The following is a 24192-nucleotide window of genomic DNA, read 5'->3' as shown; positions in this document are numbered from 1 at the left end:
GAAAAATTCCGACTTTAGCATCGAATTATGGTAGTTAACGCCAGAAAAAAGCTTTGCCCCCTCATCAAAAGTAAGTGATGAGAGGGCAAGCACACGCTTATTTCACCAATATTGTTTTCACTTGATTAGAAGCTAACGTAGTTTGAACCTTACTTTCACTAAAATCTACCGAAGACTGCTTCTCCTCATTCAAATTGACTTCATAAGCTACTTGATATTCGCCGTTAATACAGAACCCAGCACTTACACTCTTTTCTGTTGGATTATAAGCACGGATCACAAGCGCCTCTTCGATCTCTGCTTTCTTCATCGTACTCAATACCACATTAGAATTCTCTTCTTCTACTAGCTGGTAAGACGCTGGAGTTTTCACTTTCGATTCATTCAGCTTCATCGCATTATGAGGGATTTTGTTGTACGTGTGAATCGGAGTGAGATACTCTTTCGCCACTCGTGCGACTCCAGATTCCAGTGTGCTTCCCTCATAAGTGTACAAGGCGAAGTCGAGGGACAGTTTTCCTAGCATCTGTGAATCCGGTGTTGGTAGTTTGATCCCAGAAGGACGACCTGGGCGGCGGACTAATTCCGCTTTCCCTAAATGGCCGACACTTCGGAACAGCGTGAGCGCAATGGTATCATAATCTTCACCAACGATTTCATACTCTCTTGTACTGTTCGTCAACACACTTAGTCCGTGGTTTTGATCTGATAAACCTACAAAGCTTAACATCGGATAGATGGCATCCGGACGCTCGCTCCAGTTTTCTTCTTCCCATACATCCATCGCAGAATCATAGACATGCCGTTTAATCGAACCGAACTGATTATCCGAAACGGAAAAAGAGGAAGCGATCCCTGTTGGAATAAAAGCGCGAAGACGATGGTCTTTTGCCAGATTCTCCAGCTCAACATTCACTTCAATCAAGGGTTTATGATTTGGAATGCGGATTTGTAAATGGATATCTACCTTGCTTGTAGCTAGGTTTTGCTTTCTATCTTCTAGATTCTCCGGTACAGGGAGCTCATATCGAATATCAATCAGTCCTTCAAACTCATTTTGACTGATCTTGATATCCGCTTCGACATCCGAACTAACAATTGCCTCATCATTCTCTAATGGGGAGTAATCGTACTCATCCCCATCATCTCCACTGTCCTCTAAAAGCAGGACGTTCTCAAACCGTTTATCCAACCGCTTATCCTCAATGCTTAACGTCCCATTTTTGTTTACATGGACGTTATAATAATCCGTGTCAACAGCACTCGCTTCTTTATTCTCTACTTTCATGCCGCCAGAAGATTCTTCAACGAAAAAGGTTCGATAGCCCATAGCCGGAACCGTTTCTTTCCATTGAATTTGATATTTGATAAAAGGATCATAGTTTCCGTAGTGGACAATTTGACGGTCGATGAGACCTGGATCGATTTCTTCGGCTTCTAAAATCTCAAAGTCTGCTTGATGGCCATTTTCATCTACAAGTACAAAGTTCTTGTACTTTGAAATCACTTCTGTCGTCACCACTTCTTCCCGCTCGTAGGGAAGAAAGTTGAACAACGTCAATCGATCACCGCCATGATCCGTCTCGATCGCATCGACAATTTTCCGTTTATAAAAATCGATCAGGCGATCTGTTTTTTCTTCTGCAAGAAACAACCGATTGGCGATTTCCTGATGCACTTTATCCGAACAACAGCAGCCGATACTGTCATGGGCATGATTTTTCATGATTTCCTTCCAGATCAATTCGATTAATCCATGATGGTATTCGAACCCGAGATCATACGCCATTGACGCCAATGGCTCTAGAATGTTCGTCAACTTGTTTTCCACTCGTGTGTTGGCTGCTTTAATGTCCATCCGTGTCGAGTAGATACTTCTGTGGACACGCATGTATTTTCCATCAAGAAATTCGCCGCTTATTGTCGGGAGGTCACTTTTCTTCTCAAGTTCAGCAAAGATATTCTCATATTTACTGAGGAAAAATTCCCGTTCTGGATAGAGCTCTTTTAATTTTTCCATAATCGGAAAAATATCTTTTTGGATCGGCATCTGGTCATGCCCATTCGGGAGCAGAAGATGGTCAGACGTCGCTCCTTTATCCAATACCGGAAAATATTTCTCCATTCGTTGCTTCAAAGCTTCTTCTTCTTCCGGTAGATACTTCCCGATGGCATAACCAAGTGGCAGCAGTTGTACGAGTACTTTTGAGCCATCATCGGATTCCCAGTAAAACTCTGTTTTGTCGGTGCCATGACGCTCAGATGTTCCTCTCCAGAAAATTGAATACTTAATATCAAAGCCGTTTAAAATCTGTGGCATTTGCGAGCTTTGTCCAAAAGAATCTGGGAGATAGCCGATCATCATCGGATCACCGAACTTCTTGCTATCTTTCATCCCATAGAGAAGGTTGCGTACAATCGATTCTCCTCCGACAACCATTTCATCGGTTTGCGTATACCAGGGGCCGATGATCAATTTGCCTTCCTGGACAAGCTTTCTCACACGCTCTTCATTTTCTGGCTTAACATCAAAGTAATCTTCAAGAATGGAGGTTTGTCCGTCTAATACATAATAAGGATAGTCAGGATAATTTTCTAATCGATCCATGATCTCCTCCATGTTATTAACGAGCAGGATGCGCGATTCCTCTGTTGAAAAGTACCATTCACGGTCCCAATGCATGTGCGGAACGACATGGACCTGCTTTGTCCTTACGTTTTTCTCTGCTTGATAATCTATTTCCCTATCTTGAATAGTCATTTCACTCATACAAAATCCCTTCCTATCATGCTGATTAACTAACAGCCTCTTTCATTTCGACTTGCTGATCTTCAGTTTTGTCACTACGTTTACGCGACTGTTTTTTTAACTTATTTTTTCGAGTGATGATCAATAGGACCATTGAAATGAACGCCCCGATGAGAGCGGCCCCTAACCAGATACTAGCCGCCACGAACAGCGAAGGTCCTTCTACTAGAGCAAGAGAGAAAATACCTGCCCCTGGTACACCAAGTCCGATATTAAAGTAGGCGACAATGCCTCCCGTCACAGCAGAACCCGCAATTAGTGATGGGATCACACGTAATGGATCTTTGATCATAAATGGAATGGCTCCTTCAGTAATCCCAGCCAGTCCTAACAGCCATGTCTGTTTTCCGATTTCCTGTTCTGGTTTCGTGAAGTACTTCTTCCCAACAATTGTTGCCCCTGTGACTCCAAAAGCAGAAACCATTTTGACAGAAGCGAATGCTGCATATGGCATGATGTTTCCACTTGCCATCGCTCCAATACAGAAGGTGTAAGCCGCTTTGTTGACAGGGCCACCTAAATCAAAGGAAACCATGGCACCAAGAATGACTCCAAGGAGAATCGCATTTCCACCTGACATGCCTTCCAGCCAGCTGATTAACCCTTGGTTCATCGCTGCTAACGGTTCTCCAATGACAAACAGCATGATACAGCCGACAGAGAGTGTTCCTAGTACGGGATATAGCCAAAAGCTAACAAAGCCTGAAAAGGTTCCTGTTGTCTGCAGCTTTTTCTTTAAAAACTTGATGATATAACCGGCTAGTAGACCACCGAGCATACCGCCTAAGAATCCACTGCCAATCAAATTCGCACAAATACCAGCCGCAAAACCAGGTCCTAGTGCCGGTTTATCTCCAATGGAGTAAGCCATGTAAGCCGCTAACACCGGAACCATCAGCGTACCCAGCATATTTCCGCCTAACTGGCGTAAGAGCCATAGCCATGAGCCTTCTGTTTCATACACTTCCTGCAGTCCAAAAGCCTGGGAGACAAGAACGGCAAAAGCAAGTGTCATCCCGCCTGCAACAATAATCGGAATGATATAAGATATCCCGGTCATGACCGAGTCTTTGATTTCTGTTTTAAATGGTTTGTCTTCCTGTTCCTCTTCTTCAACTTCTACTTCGGCAGCCTCCTGGCGAGCTGGAGCTTTCTCTGCCTTTTCCAATGCTTCTTGTAATAACCCCTCAGCATTTTTCAGCGGGGCAGCTACGGTCGTCGTCACTTTTGGCAGCGAGGAGAATCTCTGCTTGTCTTTCACCGCGACATCGGCGGCAAAAATTACCGCATCTGCTTTAGTCACCTGTGATTTGGAAATACGGTCTTCTACTCCATTGGCCCCCTGCTTTTCAACAAGAACCTCGACTCCGAGATCGTTCCCAGCTCGTACAAGAGCTTCCGCAGCCATGTAGGTGTGGGCAATTCCTGCTGGACAAGCCGTAACTGCAAGAATGGTTTTACCTGTATGAGAAACCGCACGTTCTTTTTCTTCCTCTTCTTGATCAAGAGACGCATACAAAGCCTTGCTCGTCTTGGCCTGCAGCAGTCGCTCCTTATAAGCCGGGTCGGCCATACGCGTCATTAGCTCAGATAAAAGTGATAAATGCGTAGAACCCGCTTCTGCTTCGGGAATTGCAAGCAGGATTACAAGCTCAACTCTGTTGTTTTCATCGATGCTTTCCCAGTCGTCTAACGGTGTTTGAAGAGTGGCGACAGCGAAAGAAGCTTCTTTCACAGCTGACGACTTCCCGTGAGGAATCGCTAGCCCTCCTTCAAAACCAGTAGCCGATAACGTTTCACGTTCCATAACAGATTGATAGAATTCTTCTTTAGAATGAAGCTTTCCTTCCTGATTTAACTGTTCAACTAAATATCGAATGGCTTCATCTTTCGACGTGAAGGACACATTCGTATGGATCAAAGCTGTTGAGGTCAAATTTTGTAATTCCATGATTTTCTCCCTTCTTTCAGCTGGATGACTAACTTGATATCATCCTAGCATAGGAAAAGTAAGCGCTTGCTTTTCTTTAAAAAATTACACAAACAACAAGATTAAGCACTTTATCTTGTGTATTTATACACAACTATTACGCTTCCCAGAAAACGTTGGAAAGGATTTGCAGCATAAACATCATCGGAGTTTTATCAGACACGTTGTAATTCTCCAGCTTCTTTTTCGGCGAGTGAAAAAACAAGTTCAGGTCGGCGATTTCTTGTAATGAATTACGATCAAAGTGAGTCAAAGAAATCACCAGAACTTCTTTCTCCTTCGCTAACTCCGCAATCTCTAAAATCTGCTTGGTTTCTCCTGACATACTGAGAACGAATAACACATCCTGGTTTTTCGCATGGTTGACCGCATACACTGCATCGTGCCGGTGCAAAAAATGTTCGGCCGCCTTTCCGCCTATCTTCAAATGGGTCGATAAAATTTCACAAAAAGGCAATGTATCTCCGACCCCAAAAATATAAATGCGCCGCGCTTTGTGTAAGTAATCCGCTACTTTGTTCAAACGATCATAATCGACTAATTCCATCGTTCGTTTAATGTTGGATGCGACATTAGATCCCTCAGGAGAACTTTCTTCCTTTACTTCTTCTTTCAAGTGATTCTTAAGTTGAGAAAAACCATCATATCCAAGCTTCTTAGACAGCCGAATGATCGTATTTGGAACGGTATATAACGTTTCCGCCAGCATCTGAATCGACATCTGAATCACTTCACTCTTATGATCCATAATGTAGTTAATGATTTGGTCGTCTGTATCGTTCATTTTGTATTCATATTTATGAGCACGTTCTTTTAAGTTCAATGAGTCTCCCCCTAACTGAGATAATCAATGAAGGATTATGAACCTTCCAACAGTGATAATGTTCTGAATTAACTGTTAGTAGTAGTATAAAAGAATCTGATAAAAAGAAGTAGGGAATTAAAGAAAAGATTGTCGAATAAAAGTGGAAGAAAGAAAAATTTAATCCTATAAAACCATAATTATCTTTCTAAACATAAAATAGGCAGCACTGCTCCTGCAGAACTGCCTAAAAATCAGAAGTAATAAGGTTAACAAAATTAAACCCTTACGATCATCAACGCCCTAACCTATATGATTTTAATAGATATGATTAAAAACTGCTTTCTAACTTTTTCTGCGTTATGGACTGATCATTTACCCAAGACTTTGTTAAAAGACTTACAGTTATAAAAGCCACGAATGATAAAATGATAGGCATAACTACATTATGCATACCGAATAAATTAGGGTAAAACTGATCCACCACGATATAAGAGACAATACCGACCACCATCGAGGCTAATGCGCCATACTTATTCCCCGCTTGCCAATAAAGTCCAAGAACAACCGGCCAAATAAATGTAGCTTCAAGACCTCCAAAAGCGAACAAATTAAGCCATATAAGTAAATCAGGAGGGCTCAAGGCCATTAAAAATACTAGAATTCCAAGAATCGCCGTCACACCGAAACTCATTCTCTTAACTATCCTGTTTGAGGCATCCGGCTTGATGTAATTCAAATAAACATCCTTCACAACCGCAGAACTGACAAGCAGCAGCAGGGAGTCTACCGTTGACATGATCGCGGCCATAGGCGCAGCCAGTACAATCCCGGCCAGCCATGGTGGCAAAACCTCTTGAGCGATCAACGGCATCACTTTATCTCCTACTTCAATACCAGGTAAAATCGGGCGGGCGAATACACCAATTAAGTGCATGTTCAACATAATGAACCCAACGACAATTGTTCCGATTATAAGCGCCCGGTGCATAGACCGTGAACTCTTATAAGACATCGCACGAACCGTGACTTGCGGCAAACCGACGACTGCTACACCAACGAGAATCCAGAAAGAAGATACATAGGTTGGGCTTAACCCTCCATCTGCGCCATAAGGAGTAACTAAGTTGGGATTTTCAGCCGTTAAATCTGCCATGATACTCCCAATTCCTCCACCTGCGATAATCGTCGCTATTAACAGGATGAGTGTTCCGCCAAACATGACCACTCCCTGGACAGTATCGGTTAAAGCCACCGCTCTGAATCCACCGATAATAACATACACAAGGACCGATACAGCAAAGATGGATAATGCCGTCGTATAATGAAAGCCTGTCAGAGACTCAATCAACCTGGCACCACCCACCCATTGGGCTGCCATGGCTGAGAAAAGGAAGACTATAATACTGAAGGCTGCAGTAAGCACTACCCACTTGCTTTGATAACGCCCTTTTAAGAAGTCGATCAGCGTAACCGCATTATACCGGCGTGCCATAATGGCAAATTTCTTCCCAAGAATCATTAACACAAAGTAACCTGTCACCACTTGTGACATGGACAGGAGCACCCAGCCAAGTCCTTGCGTGTAGGCCACTCCAGGACCGCCAATAAAACTGCTGGCACTTCCATAAGTAGCGATCATCGTCATGGCAAGGATGAATCCTCCTAACCGACGACCTCCCAGGAAATACTCTTGTAAAAAAGTTTCTTCCGTTGTGTTTCTTAATGATCGGCTTGACCAAAAACCAACCATGAAAATGATGACGAGGAAAATGAACAGGGAAATCACAACACTTAGGTTCATGACTGTTCACCTTCTTCCTCATCAAAAGGCACTTCGACAAACCATACTTTCACCACTAAAATAACAAGTAAAACCATCACAATAAATCCGAGCACACAGCTGTAAAAGAACCATGCGGGAAGACCAAAGACATATGTATAGTTTTCAGGTGATCGGTCGCCAAGGCCGTAGGCGAAGGCAAACCACCAGATAAAATTGAACACAGCTAAACCGATTCCAATTAGGGCTTCGCGGTTAGCAATCTTAAAACGTTTATCCTGTTTCCTTTTGCGATCTGTATCCAACTTCCCATCTCCTTTACTAATAGAATCTAGCAATAAATGAACAGAGTTCTAGATATAGACTTACATAACAAATGAATTGTAAAAAATATCGTCCTCACATTGATTGAACTATAACCCTGGTGTCACCTTTTCTGGAGAATACCGTCATTTTCTTTGCCGCTGTGAAAAATGTCACCCTGGAGGAATACAGAACTACAGGATCAAGGTAGAATAGAACCTCTCCCATGTACAATATTATTTAGTTTACTTTATCATAATTTCTCATAAAAAAGACTCAAATGTCGAGGGGTACACCTTCGATCATTTGAGTCTTGAACCTTACCTATTTTACACGCCCACTTTACCAAGAGGTTGTGTTTCCAGAATTTCCGGATTTAGCTTTTGTTCCTGTTTTAATAAAGAAACCTTCATACGCTCTTGTTCCAACTCTTCTTGCAGCCTCTTGTTTTCTTTCACAAGATAATCTCTTTGATCTAACACTTGAATCATATCTTCTCTCATAGTTTTTCCCTACTTTCTGTGTATTTACTATTAACGATCAGGTGAACAGCTACTCAACAAACTGGTTTTTCTTCTACAGCCTGTGTTGAAAAATGACGACTTTTGTATTTATTTATGAGTTCAAGGTGTCTATACCCCTCGTAATGACTACTCAAACAATATTTTATAAAAGAGATTCTACTAACCTTAAACGGACCTTTAATGCACTTTGTAATCCTCCCCTATGGAAAAGTCCTGTTGACCCCGCTTTTGAATTATCAAGTGGTTCCTGAAAGAACATTCAGACTCATCCTTTTAATGTTTTTCTCTTTCAAGGGCTCTATATTTTTTCCTTCATAAAAAAAGCTGACTCCGGGAGTCAGCTTTTTCATTCGTTTATGAACTATATTCTTTAATCTTATTATGAACCTCTTGGATCTCTTGATCAGAGACCTGCAAATAATAGACTCCATTAATCTTCGTTCCTGAACCTGTCATTTGATACGTTGTCATGTTTTGCTGCGCACTACGATAGTTCAGCATTAAATCCTTCATCGTATTAAAATCCAGATTGGTCGTCACATTATTACCTAGCACGTCCATTACATTACCAATTTTATTTACAGATCCTATGCTTGCGCCTTTGTCAATAATTCCTTTAATTACTTGCCGTTGACGTTCATTTCTACCAAAATCACCGTTCGGATCCTTATATCTCATCCGTACGTATCCTATAGCCTTCTCACCGTTTAACTGAATATCACCTTTTTGATAATGATATCCTTTCTTATAATACCCTTCATCATACCAGTCAATCTTATTGTTGACAGTAATTCCACCTACAGCATCAACCATTTCAGTTAAACCTTCCATATTCAAACGAACATAGTAATCTAGTTGTATATCCAGTAAGTTTTCCACCGTATTAATAGACATATCAGTCCCGCCAAATGCGTAAGCATGATTAATTTTATCTAACCTACCTGCCTCTGGAGCATCACCAACCAATTCAGTCCTCGTATCACGTGGGATACTTACTAACTGACTTCTATTATTTTCAGGATCTAACGATAATACCATTAGAGCGTCTGAACGACCACGGTCCCCACTTCTTTCATCAACCCCAAGAAGAAGAATATTCAGTGGCTTTTGCTCTTTTATTTTCTTATTTGTCACTTCATGATCAATAGATGCTACTTCTTCATGCATTTTTTTATCGACTGTGTTTTTTGCACCACTATAAACGGTATACACATAGACACCGCCCGCAACTATGATTAGTGCTACTAGCAGCAGAGGTATTTTCCACCATTTCCCCTTTTTCTTTTTATGCTTTGATAATCGGCTCATTATTCTTTTCACTCCATATAGTAAACAAATTTCTACAATATGTTATTATATCTAGAATCCTTTGAAACTACAACGTAAATTCTCAGACAAATCTATTAACTCAATAGTACTCTCTTTTCCAAAGGAAATTTAATTGGTATGCGCAAGGAAAAAAGAACATGAAAAAAGACTCTGCCTTTAAGCCCTCCCATTTCATACGTTTTTCGGTTACCTTTTTCTAAATAACGACACATAAATAACATTGATACTTGACTCATCGTCTATGGTTGTTCTAACCGATCCATACGATGATTTTTATATGAAACCAATACCTCGAAAACTCATTCAAAAAACCGTCGGAAAACAATTAAGAGATCTACGAATGAAACAGGGACTTTCCCAAGAAGAACTTGCTTATAGAGCAGACATGCACCCTACTTATATTAGTGGAATTGAAAGAGGCCGGAGAAATCCTTCTATAACAAATTTCTACTACTTGGCTCATGCCCTGGAAGTCCACCCGAAGCAGTTAATCCCTACCATAGACATGACAAACACAGGGGTGGAGTTGGATGACTGATTCTCTTAAAAAAGACTACCTCCTCCTCCCTATTTCAAATTCTATCCTTTATATTGAACTCCTCGGCCAAAATCCTACCCTGGCCATGACAACATGGAAACAAACCCATTTCAAGACAGAAGCCCCTACAAAAAATGAAGCCATAAAAAAAATTCTATCAATGATTAAAGAAGGTCCTCCCAGTTCATAAATATTGAAATTTAATATGTGTATATGAACATTTACACATATATAGTTTATAAAAGAAGCATGGTATCAGCTGTAAAACGTTGATACCATGCCGACCTTTAACACACTACCGCAGTGGGGGTCAGGCATGGATATATATATATATATTTTTCAGATTTCTTTTTGAAGTAATAAAACTCGCATATGGAGGTTAATGAGTATTATTTAAGATTTATTGATTGAGATTAGTGAATAAAACCTATGATAAAGTATCAGTAATTGATTTGAAATGATTATTAATCATTTTGGGGATGATTTTTTGAAACACTATTTTTATATAAATATATGTAAAAAACAATATAATTTAAACTGAAAGTAAATGAAATCAAGCTAAGGAACAAAGTAATGTCAAAATCAAAAGCATTCGTTATAAAATAAACTACCACACAACTTACAACAAAACACGTTTGTAATAAGAGTTCAACTTTCTGCTTCGAAATAATAATTATTGATAATGAAACAGTGGATACTATTAACCTAATAGCATACATTGGAGCTAAAAATGAAACATAAATTCCAGCATCAACCCATTGTTCTCCAAATATAAGTGGGAATAATGATGGGGAAATAAATGTAAGGAGAATAAAAACCGGAATAGATATTACTAATAAAACTAGAGTTGTCTTTTGCAACAAATTCTTAAATTCCCCCTTACTATTGTAATCTCTAGCTGCTTTTTCAAAAAATACTCTGGAAAAGCTAAGAGATATAAAAGTCAACGGTAACCCTAAGACTCGAACTGTTATTGAATACATTCCAACCTCATATGGGCTATATAAATTAGAAATTAGAAATATTATTATAGAATAAGAGAGACCATTTATAAAAATTGAAGGAGTTGAAAAAAGTATTTGGTTTTTATAATTAACAAATGTTTCAAATAACTTTACTGAACTTATTTTATAATGTCTTAAAAACATTTTTATTTGAATTATGAAACCACTAAAATATGATACAACGTATGCGATGATAAGTCCTATTACATTAAAGCTAAGTGCCCCAAAAGCGATTTGCATAACAGCTTGTGTACTTGACCTCATGACTAATACTTTTGACATGAGGTGATAATGTTCCAACCTATTCATGTAGCTTTTTAATATATTATTCATTGACCCTATTAAAATAAATGGTATTAAGAAATAAAGGTATATTATATTTATTCCAAAAATATCGTAAGTAAAAATATTTATTATTATAATAGTAATACTTACTAGAGATAAAATTACTAAACTAATAATGAAACTGAGAGTTACCAACGTATTTGCTTCTATTCTATCTTTTACACTAACAATAAGTAAATCATATCTAGCATTTAGTATCGGTAATATCAAGGTACATATAGTCAAAAATATAGTGAATTGTCCTAATTCTCCGGGAGTGTATATTCTAGTTAATAAAGGAGAAATAAGGACTGTCATTATTTGTGAAATGATGGCTCCAGAGAACATTACTGTTACATTTTTTAGATACTTATTATTTAGAAATCTTTCTAACATATGAATAACCTACTTATATTTTTATTGTTAAAGTTTCTTTATTACCTTCGCAGGGTTGCCTGCAATTACACAATTACCCTCTGGAAAACTTTTAGTTACTACTGAACCAGCTCCAACGATAGTTTTTTCACCTAATATAACTCCTGGTAAAATAACACTGTTCATACCTATCCAAGTATCCTTATTGATAATAACATCCTCCCCTGGCATGTGTTTATCTAAATTGTTCACATCATGATTAGCAGTTATTATCCCTACATTAGGAGCTATATAAACTCCTTCTCCAATTACTATTTTTGCTGAAAAATTATTATAATAACAGCCTGGAGATTGAAATATATTTATAGAACTTGGAGAAAATATCATATTTTCTGCCTTATGAATTCTTATATTATGGGACGCAGGCCATGGAATGTTAGTATTTACACCAACCAATTTAAAGGGGATTGATTTCCAAGCCCATAACCATCCCATAGATTTTTTTTCGAAATAATATCCTTTGAGGTATCTTGTATTAAAAAAAGGGGATAACAAGACTTTATTGACTGCAATAAAAATCTTTTTGAATAAATTAATCTTCAATAATTTTCTAATCATATATATTTTCCCTCCTAATTCGCCAATTATTGTTTCTCTGTTTTAATAATAGAACTTTGGTAACCCTCGCGCTGAAATATACTAAACCAACACTTATTAACATTAATGAAACCACATTTAATAATGCTGTAATAGCTGTAAAGACTCCTAAGATTGATCTAATTAAGATATATGCTAATAAGTAAGCATATTCAAATGAAGATGTGTTCTTTAATTTTGTTTCAATAAATAATGCGAATACAATAATAGTTGCAGAAAAAAATGGAGCTAAAATATATCCAAAATACATATATCCATAACCTATACTCGATATTATATGACCAGTGCTTGTTAACCCTCCGTAGATATAGGTATTAAATAGATTTGTTGAAGTTGGCATACCAATATCTTTTACTAAGAAGCTTATACCTAAAATAGATCTACTAACATCATAAAATAAATTTGAAATGGAGGGACTTATATTTGCTGTAAACTCTATTGATTTTGCAATATTTTGTGGTCCCAATAAATATAATTGTAAATAATTTGCTATATCAGATGATTGAGAGTTGCTTTTCATAATCGCTTCAATATATGAATCGTATTCAAAAGCATAGAAAAACTTGTAAATACTCATACCAATTAGTACTGTACCAGCAGTTACCAATACCCATATTGCTATCTTCTTCTTATGCTTTTTATACAAGGTTAATAGTAAAAATAACACAGCAAATGTCGTGTACAACTGAAAAGATCTTCTTTCACCTATAATAATGGAGACTTGGATTAACGAAATAAAAATAGAAGCATAAACATAAATTACCGAATTATTTCTTTTATATTCGCTATACAAATAGTTTAAACAAAGTACGTAACCAAAAATCGTCGCAGAAATTAAAATTTGCCTTACAATCATCGCGGTCGTTGAAAGGTCTTCTTCAATCCTACTTGAGCCTGTACTTTCAATATTGAAAAAGGATAATAAGTTATTAGCACCTGGATAGATAATATACAATAAAAAAGCCACCATTATTAATAATATATAAATATAAATTGAACCTGTAAGTTTAAGGTTTGATCTATAATTCTTAAATTTATTTTTTTGCTTACTTGTATAAAGGTAAATAACAATGCAAATAACAACAATCTCATAAATCATAAGCATAAATCCATTATGATAATAAGAATCATTAGCAATATTAATGTAATTTATCCCATAACTATTTGTTAATGTAATGCACAAGGGTAGAATAATGTATCTAAAAAAACTTAAAATTGAGAAAATTACTGCGACAATCGATTTATACTCAAATATCGCTCTGTTAAGAAATAATATGTACACCATTAGGTAGCTAATTGGTAAAAAAGGCATTAATATATATTGAGAATCATTATTTAATAACCAAGAAATAATACAAGTAGTAATGGAACTAAAAAATAAAAAAATGAAGAGTATTCTTTTCATATTTTACCTCGTATCTTCAGTTTAGAATATAATAATATCGAATAGCTTTTTATACTGTTCGAATTTTATCTTAGATCAAATAACTTTTCATTATTCTTCTAAAATGTGATTGATTCTCTTTAATTACTTCAATATAGTCTTTACACCCTTGATCTAACTTATTAAATTGAATATTGTGATAGGTATTATAGATTTCATCCCCCATACTCTGAAAATATTGATCTTCGATTGTAATATTAATGTTATAGTTCTTAGAGATTTCATCCATATATGTACCTTTATATACTAAAATTGGAATTCTCAAATAAATTGCATAATACAATTTTATTGATAATGCAGTTCTTAAGCCTGGAGTTCCTGTACCATATAAATTGTTTATTATATCTGTCTTTTCAAGTAACTTTGAAGTTTCTTTAGTATCGAACCTTCCTTTGCATATCACGTTACTATAACCTTTATCCTGGGCATATTCTTTTAGCCTTTCAGCTCCTTCACCAAAGTACTGAACTATAAATCTGTTATCATTTCCTAATTCATCAATTACCTTTTTGTCGTTATCAAAAAATCTTACATAGCCTATAAAAGAAATTCTTAATGGTTGATTAACTTTTCTTAGCTGTGTTCTAGGGTTTGTTTGCTCAAGCATTGATTGATTATAACTATATACATTTACATATTTATATGGTGGAAGAAAATTCTTAAACCCTTCCGATGAAATGGTTGTAAATGCAGAAAATTTTATCACGGCCTTCATTATTAAGTAGATGGGCAATAAATTTTCTTTATTATAATCTCTTATATTTATACTATATTTGCCTTTGAATTTAAGAGATAGATAGTCAGCAAACATAAAGGCTGTAAAACTATTCCACACAATAATAAAGTCATATTGTTTTTTGTTAATTATTTTTTTGGCAAATTTTTTAAAACCGTAATATTCCTTTACTTTTCTAGCCTTTGACCAATTCCTATTGACTTTAATAGGATAACTATACACGTTTGTAGCATTATTTGATTCATTTTCACCATATTTATCTATGTGGATCACATCATATTCAATGTTATTTTTATCTAAGAAATCCGTATATACACTAAGCATAGTCATATGTTTAAAATTAACTGTACTTAAAATGCAAATTTTCTTCAATTTAAAGATCCTCTCTAGTATTAAAAACTTACTTCAACCCATGTGTATTGATGTAAATTTCTTCTAATTTTTCTTGCCCCTGTATAAAATCGACCACGCCGAAGCCAAACAAATATAATGGAAATATATCTTTCTCAAATTCCATTAACTCTGTCCATTCAGTACCATCTTTTGAGATATAAATTATTGATTTGTGTACACCTCTATATTCAACTATAGATGCTAACATCATAACCCCTTTTGAACTTTCAGCGGAATAGAAAACAGGACCAGCGACTGGTTGAACCTTAGAAATCCTCTTTTTTTCAAGATCATATTGAAAAATATAATTTTGATCATTTGGCGCATCAGTCCCCCAGTATAAATAATTGTCTTTTTGCAGTACACTAACTGCTCTCCAATCCTGACTTCCCCCTCCTAATCTTATCAGCTCATTGCTTTTTATATTTAGAGTTAATATTATACATTCATTATCTTCATCTCCTGTGCCAATGTAAAATTGATTTGAGTCATACTTAGATTGTTGAATAAAATGAATATGTCTCACATTATAAATAGTTTTCAAAAAAGTTCTTTCCATTGTACGTGTATTTATTATATTAATGTTTGCTGGTTCTCTATTTTCATTATTCCAGTAATCTCCATAAATTAAATTACCATCGTAGTTCAAAATACATTGTCTTATTGGACGGCTTCCCCGTTCAATTTTAAAACTTTTTAATAATGATTCGTTTTGATATAAAAGAATTCGTTTTTTTATTATAACTGCAAACAAGTCATCCCTAATATTAATAATGTTAGATATACCATTTCTAGTTAAACGATTATATAATTTGCTCCTACTTAAGAATGGTAATTCACTGACAGTTAATATTTTACGCCAGGACTTTCCATAATCGTTACTACAAATAACATCTCTGTTTTTTGAAGCCCATATTTTACCTTTGTAAAAGCTATGATAAAATATATTCTTATCTAAATTTATCTTAAACATTCTTATCCAACTTCCTCTTTGGTGCATATGGATAGCATGTATTTCCTTTTTTAGCTTCTTGTATCATGAATTCCACACATTTTTGAGCATTCATATATTCCACTTCTACATTATCAATAACACTTTTTTTTAATATTCCGTTTTTGATCCAATCTTTTTCTATTTTTGATTTCGCAATGAATATTTGCGATTTAGATATATTCAATGCTCTAACTTTATATATATTTTCATCTTTTTTGTCTCTTACTATAACTTTGTAATTATTGAATAGGTTTTTTACTAAATATTCATCATCAAGTACCTCCTCCGCTGTGTGTCTAATAGTACCTCTCCGTATCGCTGCTACGCCAATACATAGTACCTTCCCGTTTAACTTTGCCATTTTATAATATGGTGAATTTACTCCATGTGGTAGAGGATTGTTTAAAGTTAAATTATCCTTCAGAAGATACTCCACATCCTTTCCCCAAGCAGCTATTGAAGAAAAGGGATGTTTACTTCTATAGACATTATTGGATTTTCTAAAAGTTTCTGTTAAATATCCAACAGTTGAGGGAGAGGATTCTCTATCATAAAATAAATAGCCATCTTTTTTTGTAAGTTTTGGATGAGTGGGCATTAATATATTTCCACTTGGCCCAATGAAATCCTTAAGAAATTGCACTACTTCTTCGGCATTCTCCTTAAAATGTCTAAATGAAGAATGCACTAAAATTGTATCACCTTCATTGATGCCAAATTCAACCATTTGTTCTTTTAATTGTTTAATACTTATTTTACTGTGATTGCTAGTTTTATTACTTTTTTTTCTAGCTATTATAGATTGAATGTTTAATCCAAAATACACACTTCTAACACACAATTCTAGTAAAGGATGCAAATACAATTTTATGAAACCGCCTTTGATATTTTTTTAAACCTATTTAAATAAAATTATAAATTTTATTTTCTCCATATGTTTCTATTAATTATCTTTGTATAGCTTTGTATTAGTTTTATTACTTTTATAGAAACATTATCATCAATATAATCATTTGCAATTATAGATTTTTCTTTATTTTTCTTAATGGCTCTACTTGTTTCTACCGATTGTAAGATTTCTTCTTCAGTTATCCCCCCTATTACCACAGTACCTTTATCTAATACTTCAGGCCTTTCAGTAGAAGTTCGTATTAATACACCAGGGAAGTTTAGTATTGCAGATTCTTCAGACAATGTACCGCTGTCAGATAATGTTACAAAGGAGCTTTTTTGTAATTTATTGTAATCGAAGAACCCGAAGGGTTTCAATTTGCTAACTAATGGATGAAACTTAAAATCTCTTTCATCGATTTTATTCCAACTTCTTGGATGAGTGGAGTAAATGACTGGTAGATTATATGTTTCTGCTATATTATTTATTGAATTCATTAGAGAGAAGAAATTCTTTTCATTGTCAATGTTCTCTTCTCTGTGAGCCGAAACAAGAATATAATTTTCCTCTTCAATTCCAAGCTTATTTAAAACGCTACTTTGATTTATTTTTTCTATATTCTTTGAAAGCACTTCTTGCATAGGAGAACCAGTTACAAAAACGTAATCTTTCTTGATACCCTCTGACAACAAATATCTCCTACTATGCTCCGTATATGCCAAATTCACGTCTGAAATGTGATCTACTAATTTTCGATTAATCTCCTCAGGTACATTTTGATCAAAACATCGATTCCCAGCTTCCATATGAAAAGTAGGGATCTTTAACCTTTTTGCAGAGAGAGCACTTAAACAACTATTTGTATCACCTAAAATTAACAAAGCATCTGGCTTAACTTTGCTCAAAATATTGTAGGATTCGGAAATAATATTTCCCATAGTGTGACCTAAATTTTCTCCCACCACATCTAAAAAATAATCTGGCTCTCTTAATCCAAACTCCTTGAAGAAAACTTCATTTAATGTAAAATCCCAATTTTGTCCAGTATGTACCAAGGTATGATTAAAATATTTATCGCAAGCTTTTATAGTTTCTGAAAGTCTAATAATTTCTGGTCTTGTACCTACAATGGTCATTACTTTCATTTTTTCCAATGCTTACACCTCCAAGTGATATGTATCCGGGTTATCTTTATCAAACATTTCATTAGCCCACATAATAGTGACCATATCTGTATTACCAATATTTTCGATATTATGTGTGTAACCTGTTGGAATATCTACTACTTCCATTTTGTCACCACTAACAAAGTATTCTATAATCTCTTCAGATCCATACTTTCTAAACCTGATAACACCCCTGCCACTTACTACAAGAAACTTTTCATTTTTCGTGTGGTGCCAATGATTACCTTTTGTTATTCCTGGCTTTGATACATTTACCGACACCTGTCCTGTATCTATAGTTCTTATAAATTCAGTAAACGATCCCCTATCATCAATATTCATTTTTAAATCATAGCTAAACTGATTCTTGGGAATGTAGCTTAGATATGTACTATATAATTTCTTTATAAATGGATCAGACATATCAGGTATTGATTTATCTTTGCGACATTGCTTGAAAGAGTAAGTAAGTTCTGCAATTTCCCCTAAAGTTTTTTCATGTTCTATAGGGACCTTACAAAAATCTCCATGAGCTGTTTCACGACCATTTAGTGCATCAATCAATTCGTTTATAACATCATCTATATAAACTAGATTTAACATTCTGTTTGGATCCTTTACTTGTATTGGATGATCATGTGCAATATTGTGACAAAATGTGGCAACAACACTATTATAATTTGGTTTACACCATTTGCCGAATACGTTAGGCAGACGATAAATTAATACGTTCGCTCCAGTGTCTTTCTCATAATGAAATAGAACATTTTCTCCTGCTTTTTTGCTAATACCATATGGATTTTCTAATTCAGCTTGTATTGAAGAGGTAGTTAAAATTGGACAAGTATTTTGATGTTTTTTTAATAGGATAATTAATTCAGAAGTAAAACCATAGTTCCCACTCATAAATTCGGATTTATTAATAGGTCGATTTACTCCAGCAAGGTGAAAGACAAAGTCTGCTTTTTGGCAATAGTCATCCAATAACTCTTTACTTGTTTTACGAGTGTATTGAAAGATATTTTTATAACCCTGGTTATATAATTCTGCAACTAAGTTTTTACCAATAAAACCTTCTGCTCCAGTAACTAAAATATTCATACTTTAATCAAATCCTTTAATTCTTCTCTCACATAATCCAAACTTAATAACCGTTTCTTTACTTCTTCAATGTTTAACCGTTGAGTGTTATGAGAATTATACTCTTCAGTATAAGAAAGGTTTTCATCTCCCTCAACAAAATACTTGTCATAATTCAAATCTCTTTTGTCCGCGGGAACTTTGTAATAATTACCTAAATCTCGCGCAACCACGTGTTCTTCTCTAGTGAGTAAAGTTTCATAAAGTTTCTCTCCATGCCTGGTACCAATTATTTTAATCTCGTTTTCTGCCTGGAATAATTCCTTAAGAGCCTGAGCTAAATCACGAATGGTAGAAGCAGGAGATTTCTGAACCATAATGTCTCCAGCCTCCCCATTTTGAAAGGCAAAAACAACTAATTCTACAGCTTCCTCAAGGCTCATTAAAAACCGGGTCATATTAGGATCTGTAACCGTAATAGGCTGGCCACTTTTAATTTGTTCGATAAATAGTGGTATTACAGAACCTCTTGAAGCCATTACATTTCCATAGCGAGTACCGCATATTAAAGTTCTATCAGAATCTACTGTTTTAGCTTTTGCCACAAAAACTTTTTCCATCATTGCTTTAGAAATTCCCATCGCATTAATAGGATAAGCAGCCTTATCTGTTGATAAACAAACCACTTTTTTTACATTAGTCTCAATTGCGCCAGTTAAAACATTTTCTGTTCCTATAACATTTGTTTTTACTGCTTCTAAAGGGAAAAACTCACAAGAAGGGACCTGTTTTAATGCCGCAGCATGAAAAATATAATCCACTCCATACATTGCATTTTTAACACTGTTCAAATCTCGTACATCACCAAGGTAAAACTTAAGTTTTTCATTTTTATACAATTTACGCATATCTTCTTGTTTTTTTTCATCACGGGAAAAAATACGTATTTCTTTTATATCAGTGTCTAAGAATCTCTCCATAACAGCATTTCCAAAAGAACCTGTTCCTCCAGTAATAAGAAGAGTTTTATCTTTAAACATATCTGCTTACCTCACTTTTTAGTTAATAGTAGTGATTTTCTAAAATTTGAAGGGATTTTTCGACCTTAAGGTTATCTAAAACATAACTCCTACCGTTTTCACCCATAGTTTCCAAATCATTCCTTTTGGAAATTTCTTTAACCTTTTTTATTACCTGATCACTTTCACCTGACCAAACCCATTCACCACATTTACAACTTTCAATTAAATCTCTTAGATCCGTTACTTTGTCTGTAACAGCTAAAACAGGTTTTGCGTATTCCAAATAAGACAATATACGTGAGGGATAATTTGGTATGGTAAATCCTGGGTCTAAAACTATTAATCCTACATCACACTCTTTAGTTATTTGTTCATATTCTTCCCTAGGTAAATTTTCAATTAATAGTGCATTTTTTATATCGTAATCTTCTATCGTTTCTTCCAACTTATAACGATCTGTACCTCTTCCAACAAATAAAAAGAATATGTCTTGCTCATCCCTACATTCTTTAATAGTTTTACATAGAACTTCAATATACTGAGGCTTTCCCATATTTCCACCAAACAAAAAAACAACGGAATCATCTGGGATTCCAAGTTGTTTTCGCATTGGAAAACCATTTGATTTTATATCAGTAGTAAGCTTTTTAGTGTTCGGAAATATTTCAACTTTTTTTTGATCTAACCAGGGATTATGGCTTAAAATATATTTTTGATTAGCTGGTGACATACATCCGACCTTGTCTGCTGTGCGATAAAGTTTTTTTTCTTTACCTTCAAAATATTTGTATAATAAACTATTTTTCTTCATAATTCCTAAGTCTACTGCATTCTGGGGGAATATATCTTTTAGCATTAAATACGCTTCACAGTTAAATTTACTCTTCGCCCAAGATACTACAGCTGCATTTGTTACTGGAGGAGCTTCAAATAATATGAAATCAAACTCTTTCTCTCCCAAATACTTAGCAATACCTTTTTTCATTAATACAGGAATCTTAAGAGTGGTCACACCTTTTTCTATTAAGCTTACATCGTAGTAGTTGCCGGTAACTACTCTGAGAACTTCAATACCACGTTCTATGTTTAACTCGGTATTCTTTTTATTACGAGCTTGTTCAGCCACAGCTACAGTAATATCGTGTCCAGCTTCTTTAATGGTTTCAGCTAAATCCGTATAAATAGTTGCACCCTTGTTAGGTTCAGGAAACGAAGTAGCTATGTATAGAACCTTCACTTTTAATCAATCTCCCCATTTTTAAGTTTGTCTATATTCCAAAGGTGATATATTTGATTAGTAGCTTGCTGGACACAACCGACCTTATGATAAAAATTAATAGCATTTGTGTTTCTGATCTGTGTACCAACCTTTATTGTTTTAATACTATTTTCATAAGCTTTAGTCTCGACTGTTTTAAAAAGTTTCGTACCGATACCCGCATTAAAAGAATTGGTTGAAACACCAATAAGTTCAATTACACAAGCATTATCGGAATACGAATACAACAAAAATCCATTTACTACACCTTTATTGTCCTTAAAAACAGCAAAAAATTTATCCGTTTTCTCAAAAGAATTTAACAGCCATTGTTCATAAACTTGGTCTCCACCACGTTTAGCTAGCTCAGGATCTTCTAAAAATTTCGAGTATTTATACTCTGCTATTTCTAGAATCCGATTATTTTTCTTCATTCTGTTTTGGATGGTTATATTTTCGGTAGTGGAACTCCATTCTGGGTATGTAATGCTTTTTGAAAATTGGATATTCGTGTCAGCCACAAAAGCAGATGTTTCCCTACCTATAATTTGCATATTCTTTGGTTCTGAATTTCGATTTTCTATAGATATAAATTCGAAACGTTCCATTTCAATTTTCAGTTTTGCCCATTGTTGTTTATTTAATGGTTTATGCAAAATTGCTTTGGCGCAATGTAACCCAAAGAAATTTGTGTCCCACTCCAATGGATAAATAGTAAAAGCATCGGTTAATACCTTTTCCATAAAATCACCTAATTAGTTCAATTTTGTTTTCTCTTTTGATACATATACATCTTCACGCTTTAAAACAGATTTAGCTGTTCTAAAGAAAATTTTAATATCGAGCCACCATGATAAATGATCAATATAATAAATATCGTTTTGAATTCTTTCTTTCCATGGGATTGTATTCCTAAAATAAGCTTGATTGTAACCTGTTACACCAGGTCTGATCTCTAATTTTCTACTTTCATTTCCTTTATATAAAGCAAAATGTTCAGGCAAATCAGGTCTTGGTCCAATAATACTCATGTCTCCTTTTAAGATATTTATAAGTTGCGGTGTTTCATCCAAGCTAGTTTTTCTAATGAATTTTCCAATCTTAGTTAATCGAGGGTCATCTTCAGAATTAAAAGTAGACCCATCCTCGTTTCTTAGGTCTGGTGCATTCAACTTCATAGAGCGAAGTTTGTACATTATAAATTTTTTACCATCTTTTCCAAGTCGAGGTGCATTATAAAAAATTGTTCCTTTATCTTGAAAATAGATTATTGGACCTAAAATTATCAGAATTATTAACAATATCGGAAATATTATTAGTGCTATAAGAAGATCGAATACTCTTTTTAATGCTATTTTATACATTTTTAACCTCAACCCTTGTTTACAGTTTTCGTCAGCAATTTTTTTAGGCAAACTATAATGTAATCGACGTCCTCATCACTTAATAAGGTGTGTAATGGGAGAGTTATTTCATTTTTGTAAACATTATAAGCGTTAGGATAGTCTTTAATATCGAACCCTAAGTTTTTATACGCTGTAAACATTGGCAATGGTTTGTAATGAACGTTACAAGTAACTCCTAATTCAGCCATCCTTGCAATCAAACTGTTTCTTTCCAGTTCATCAATACCAGGTATTCTTAGTAGATATAGATGACTAGAAGAAGAATGGTTTTTACTCTCATGACATATTGTTTGAGTTTTAGTATCTGAGAATCCATCATTATATTTCCTTATTATTTCTCTACGTCTTTGCAAAGATTGATTATATTTAGCTAATTGCTTTAAGCCTATAGCAGCAGTTATATCCGTCATGTTGCACTTATACGCTGGATAGACAATATCATATTCCCAAGACCCTTTTTTAGTTTTTGAAAGAGCATCCTTAGACTGTCCGTGAAGACTGTACAACATGTATTGTTTGTATAACCACTCATCATCTAAATCTTCCCTATCTCTCCAAACTACAGCTCCACCTTCTGCAGTAGTTAAATTTTTAACTGCATGAAAAGAGTAACAAGTAAAGTCGGCTACCTGCCCGCATTTTCGGCCGTATCTCTCTGCTCCAAAAGCATGAGCAGCATCAGTCATTATTATTACTCTACTATAGAGATCTTGTAGCTTATTCTTTGCCTTAAATAATTCTTTCTTGCGTTCTACAGCTTCAAATAGCTTTTCATAATCACACATTACACCAGCAATATCAACAGGTATAATTGCCTTTGTGTTTTCAGTAATAGCACCTTCTAATTTAGAATAATCCATTTCAAAAGAATTAGGAGCTGTATCCACAAGTACAACTTTGGCACCCACGTGGTTAATAACTGAAGCAGTTGCAGTATATGTATAGGCTGAAGTAATAACTTCATCCCCAGGACCAATACCTAAAATACGAAGGGTAAGCTCCATAGCAGAAGTAGCTGAGTTAAGACATACAGCCTTGTTGACCCCAACATAATGTGCAATTTCCTTTTCAAATTCCTTAGTTCTAGGTCCTGTTGTAATCCACCCAGATCTCATCGCTTTTATGACTTCATCCATTTCTTCCTCACCAATATCTGGAGGAGAAAAAGGAATGTTTCTATTACCTGTATCTAACATAATACTTTCCTCACTTTTTAAGTTAATGTGCAATTTTTAAAATTTCACCACACTAGAATTGCCAATCTTTAAACTAATTAAGATTCAAGAGGCCTTTTTAAATTAATTCAGTTGTGTGAAATTAATTTAAATAGTAATAAGATTTTAGGATATTCCTATTGTTGAAT

General features: G+C 35.1%; 21 protein-coding genes. 1 reads left to right on the top strand and 20 read right to left on the bottom strand.

Going from position 1 to position 24192, the window contains the following annotated elements; all coding sequences use genetic code 11:
- Positions 1–97: 97 nt before the first annotated feature.
- The 7 genes from mngB to ACRYKC_RS11955 form a co-directional block, all read right to left on the bottom strand.
- Entirely contained in the window at positions 98–2770 is a 2673-nt protein-coding gene (mngB, locus tag ACRYKC_RS11985) for a mannosylglycerate hydrolase (protein WP_433806966.1), read from the bottom strand.
- A 25-nt stretch (positions 2771–2795) separates the two neighbouring features.
- Positions 2796–4760 carry a PTS 2-O-a-mannosyl-D-glycerate transporter subunit IIABC gene (mngA, locus tag ACRYKC_RS11980; RefSeq protein WP_433806965.1) on the bottom strand — a complete coding sequence of 655 codons (1965 nt, stop codon included), beginning with the start codon at positions 4758–4760 and terminating at the stop codon, positions 2796–2798.
- A gap of 136 nt (positions 4761–4896) precedes the next feature.
- Positions 4897–5622: a MurR/RpiR family transcriptional regulator gene (locus ACRYKC_RS11975; protein WP_433806964.1), complete on the bottom strand. Its 726-nt coding sequence runs from the start codon at positions 5620–5622 to the stop codon at positions 4897–4899.
- Positions 5623–5932: 310 nt separating this feature from the next.
- The gene (gene panF, locus ACRYKC_RS11970; RefSeq protein ID WP_433806963.1) at positions 5933–7405 is read right to left on the bottom strand and encodes a sodium/pantothenate symporter; all 1473 of its coding nucleotides are present in this window, start codon (positions 7403–7405) and stop codon (positions 5933–5935) included.
- Complete coding sequence (locus ACRYKC_RS11965) at positions 7402–7689, bottom strand: YhdT family protein (RefSeq protein ID WP_433806962.1); 288 nt, start codon at positions 7687–7689, stop codon at positions 7402–7404. The genes panF and ACRYKC_RS11965 overlap by 4 nt, the downstream gene beginning before the upstream one ends.
- 327 nt (positions 7690–8016) lie before the next feature.
- The gene (locus tag ACRYKC_RS11960; protein ID WP_433806961.1) at positions 8017–8190 is read right to left on the bottom strand and encodes a hypothetical protein; all 174 of its coding nucleotides are present in this window, start codon (positions 8188–8190) and stop codon (positions 8017–8019) included.
- Between the two features lie 375 nt (positions 8191–8565).
- The gene (locus tag ACRYKC_RS11955) at positions 8566–9519 is read right to left on the bottom strand and encodes an LCP family glycopolymer transferase (protein WP_433806960.1); all 954 of its coding nucleotides are present in this window, start codon (positions 9517–9519) and stop codon (positions 8566–8568) included.
- A gap of 298 nt (positions 9520–9817) precedes the next feature.
- Here ACRYKC_RS11955 and ACRYKC_RS11950 point away from each other — a divergent pair, with 298 nt between their 5' ends.
- A complete protein-coding gene (locus ACRYKC_RS11950; RefSeq protein WP_433806959.1) occupies positions 9818–10078 on the top strand; it encodes a helix-turn-helix domain-containing protein in 261 nt (86 codons plus the stop codon).
- Positions 10079–10542: 464 nt separating this feature from the next.
- On the opposite strand, the gene ACRYKC_RS11945 is transcribed toward ACRYKC_RS11950, so the two are convergent.
- From ACRYKC_RS11945 to ACRYKC_RS11885, 13 genes are all read right to left on the bottom strand, one after another.
- Positions 10543–11802 (bottom strand): lipopolysaccharide biosynthesis protein, encoded by a 1260-nt coding sequence (locus ACRYKC_RS11945; protein WP_433806958.1) that lies wholly within the window; start codon positions 11800–11802, stop codon positions 10543–10545.
- Between the two features lie 27 nt (positions 11803–11829).
- Positions 11830–12399 carry an acyltransferase gene (locus ACRYKC_RS11940; protein WP_433806957.1) on the bottom strand — a complete coding sequence of 190 codons (570 nt, stop codon included), beginning with the start codon at positions 12397–12399 and terminating at the stop codon, positions 11830–11832.
- Positions 12392–13537 (bottom strand): hypothetical protein, encoded by a 1146-nt coding sequence (locus ACRYKC_RS11935; protein WP_433806956.1) that lies wholly within the window; start codon positions 13535–13537, stop codon positions 12392–12394. Before ACRYKC_RS11935 ends, ACRYKC_RS11940 begins: the two co-directional genes overlap by 8 nt.
- A 376-nt stretch (positions 13538–13913) precedes the next feature.
- A complete protein-coding gene (locus ACRYKC_RS11930) occupies positions 13914–14948 on the bottom strand; it encodes a glycosyltransferase family protein (RefSeq protein ID WP_433806955.1) in 1035 nt (344 codons plus the stop codon).
- 70 nt (positions 14949–15018) lie between these two features.
- Entirely contained in the window at positions 15019–15984 is a 966-nt protein-coding gene (locus tag ACRYKC_RS11925) for a hypothetical protein (protein ID WP_433806954.1), read from the bottom strand.
- The gene (locus ACRYKC_RS11920) at positions 15977–16831 is read right to left on the bottom strand and encodes an AAC(3) family N-acetyltransferase (RefSeq protein WP_433806953.1); all 855 of its coding nucleotides are present in this window, start codon (positions 16829–16831) and stop codon (positions 15977–15979) included. Before ACRYKC_RS11920 ends, ACRYKC_RS11925 begins: the two co-directional genes overlap by 8 nt.
- A 95-nt stretch (positions 16832–16926) precedes the next feature.
- Positions 16927–18051: a non-hydrolyzing UDP-N-acetylglucosamine 2-epimerase gene (gene wecB, locus ACRYKC_RS11915; protein ID WP_433806952.1), complete on the bottom strand. Its 1125-nt coding sequence runs from the start codon at positions 18049–18051 to the stop codon at positions 16927–16929.
- A 3-nt stretch (positions 18052–18054) separates the two neighbouring features.
- Entirely contained in the window at positions 18055–19164 is a 1110-nt protein-coding gene (locus ACRYKC_RS11910; RefSeq protein WP_433806951.1) for a capsular polysaccharide biosynthesis protein CapF, read from the bottom strand.
- Entirely contained in the window at positions 19161–20183 is a 1023-nt protein-coding gene (locus ACRYKC_RS11905; protein WP_433806950.1) for a polysaccharide biosynthesis protein, read from the bottom strand. Before ACRYKC_RS11905 ends, ACRYKC_RS11910 begins: the two co-directional genes overlap by 4 nt.
- A 22-nt stretch (positions 20184–20205) precedes the next feature.
- Positions 20206–21402: a glycosyltransferase family 4 protein gene (locus ACRYKC_RS11900; RefSeq protein WP_433806949.1), complete on the bottom strand. Its 1197-nt coding sequence runs from the start codon at positions 21400–21402 to the stop codon at positions 20206–20208.
- 2 nt (positions 21403–21404) lie between these two features.
- Positions 21405–22166 carry a GNAT family N-acetyltransferase gene (locus ACRYKC_RS11895; RefSeq protein WP_433806948.1) on the bottom strand — a complete coding sequence of 254 codons (762 nt, stop codon included), beginning with the start codon at positions 22164–22166 and terminating at the stop codon, positions 21405–21407.
- A 12-nt stretch (positions 22167–22178) separates the two neighbouring features.
- On the bottom strand, positions 22179–22787 hold the full coding sequence (locus ACRYKC_RS11890; protein ID WP_433807127.1) for a sugar transferase: 609 nt from the start codon (positions 22785–22787) through the stop codon (positions 22179–22181).
- A gap of 8 nt (positions 22788–22795) precedes the next feature.
- A complete protein-coding gene (locus ACRYKC_RS11885; protein ID WP_433806947.1) occupies positions 22796–24025 on the bottom strand; it encodes a DegT/DnrJ/EryC1/StrS family aminotransferase in 1230 nt (409 codons plus the stop codon).
- Positions 24026–24192 lie beyond the last annotated feature (167 nt).

The sequence above is a fragment of the Halobacillus sp. A1-3 genome, from assembly GCF_050971765.1.
Classification (GTDB): domain Bacteria; phylum Bacillota; class Bacilli; order Bacillales; family Halobacillaceae; genus Halobacillus; species Halobacillus mangrovi_B.
Note: the sequence above shows the minus strand (reverse complement) of the source record. Positions and strands in the feature narration are given on the sequence as shown.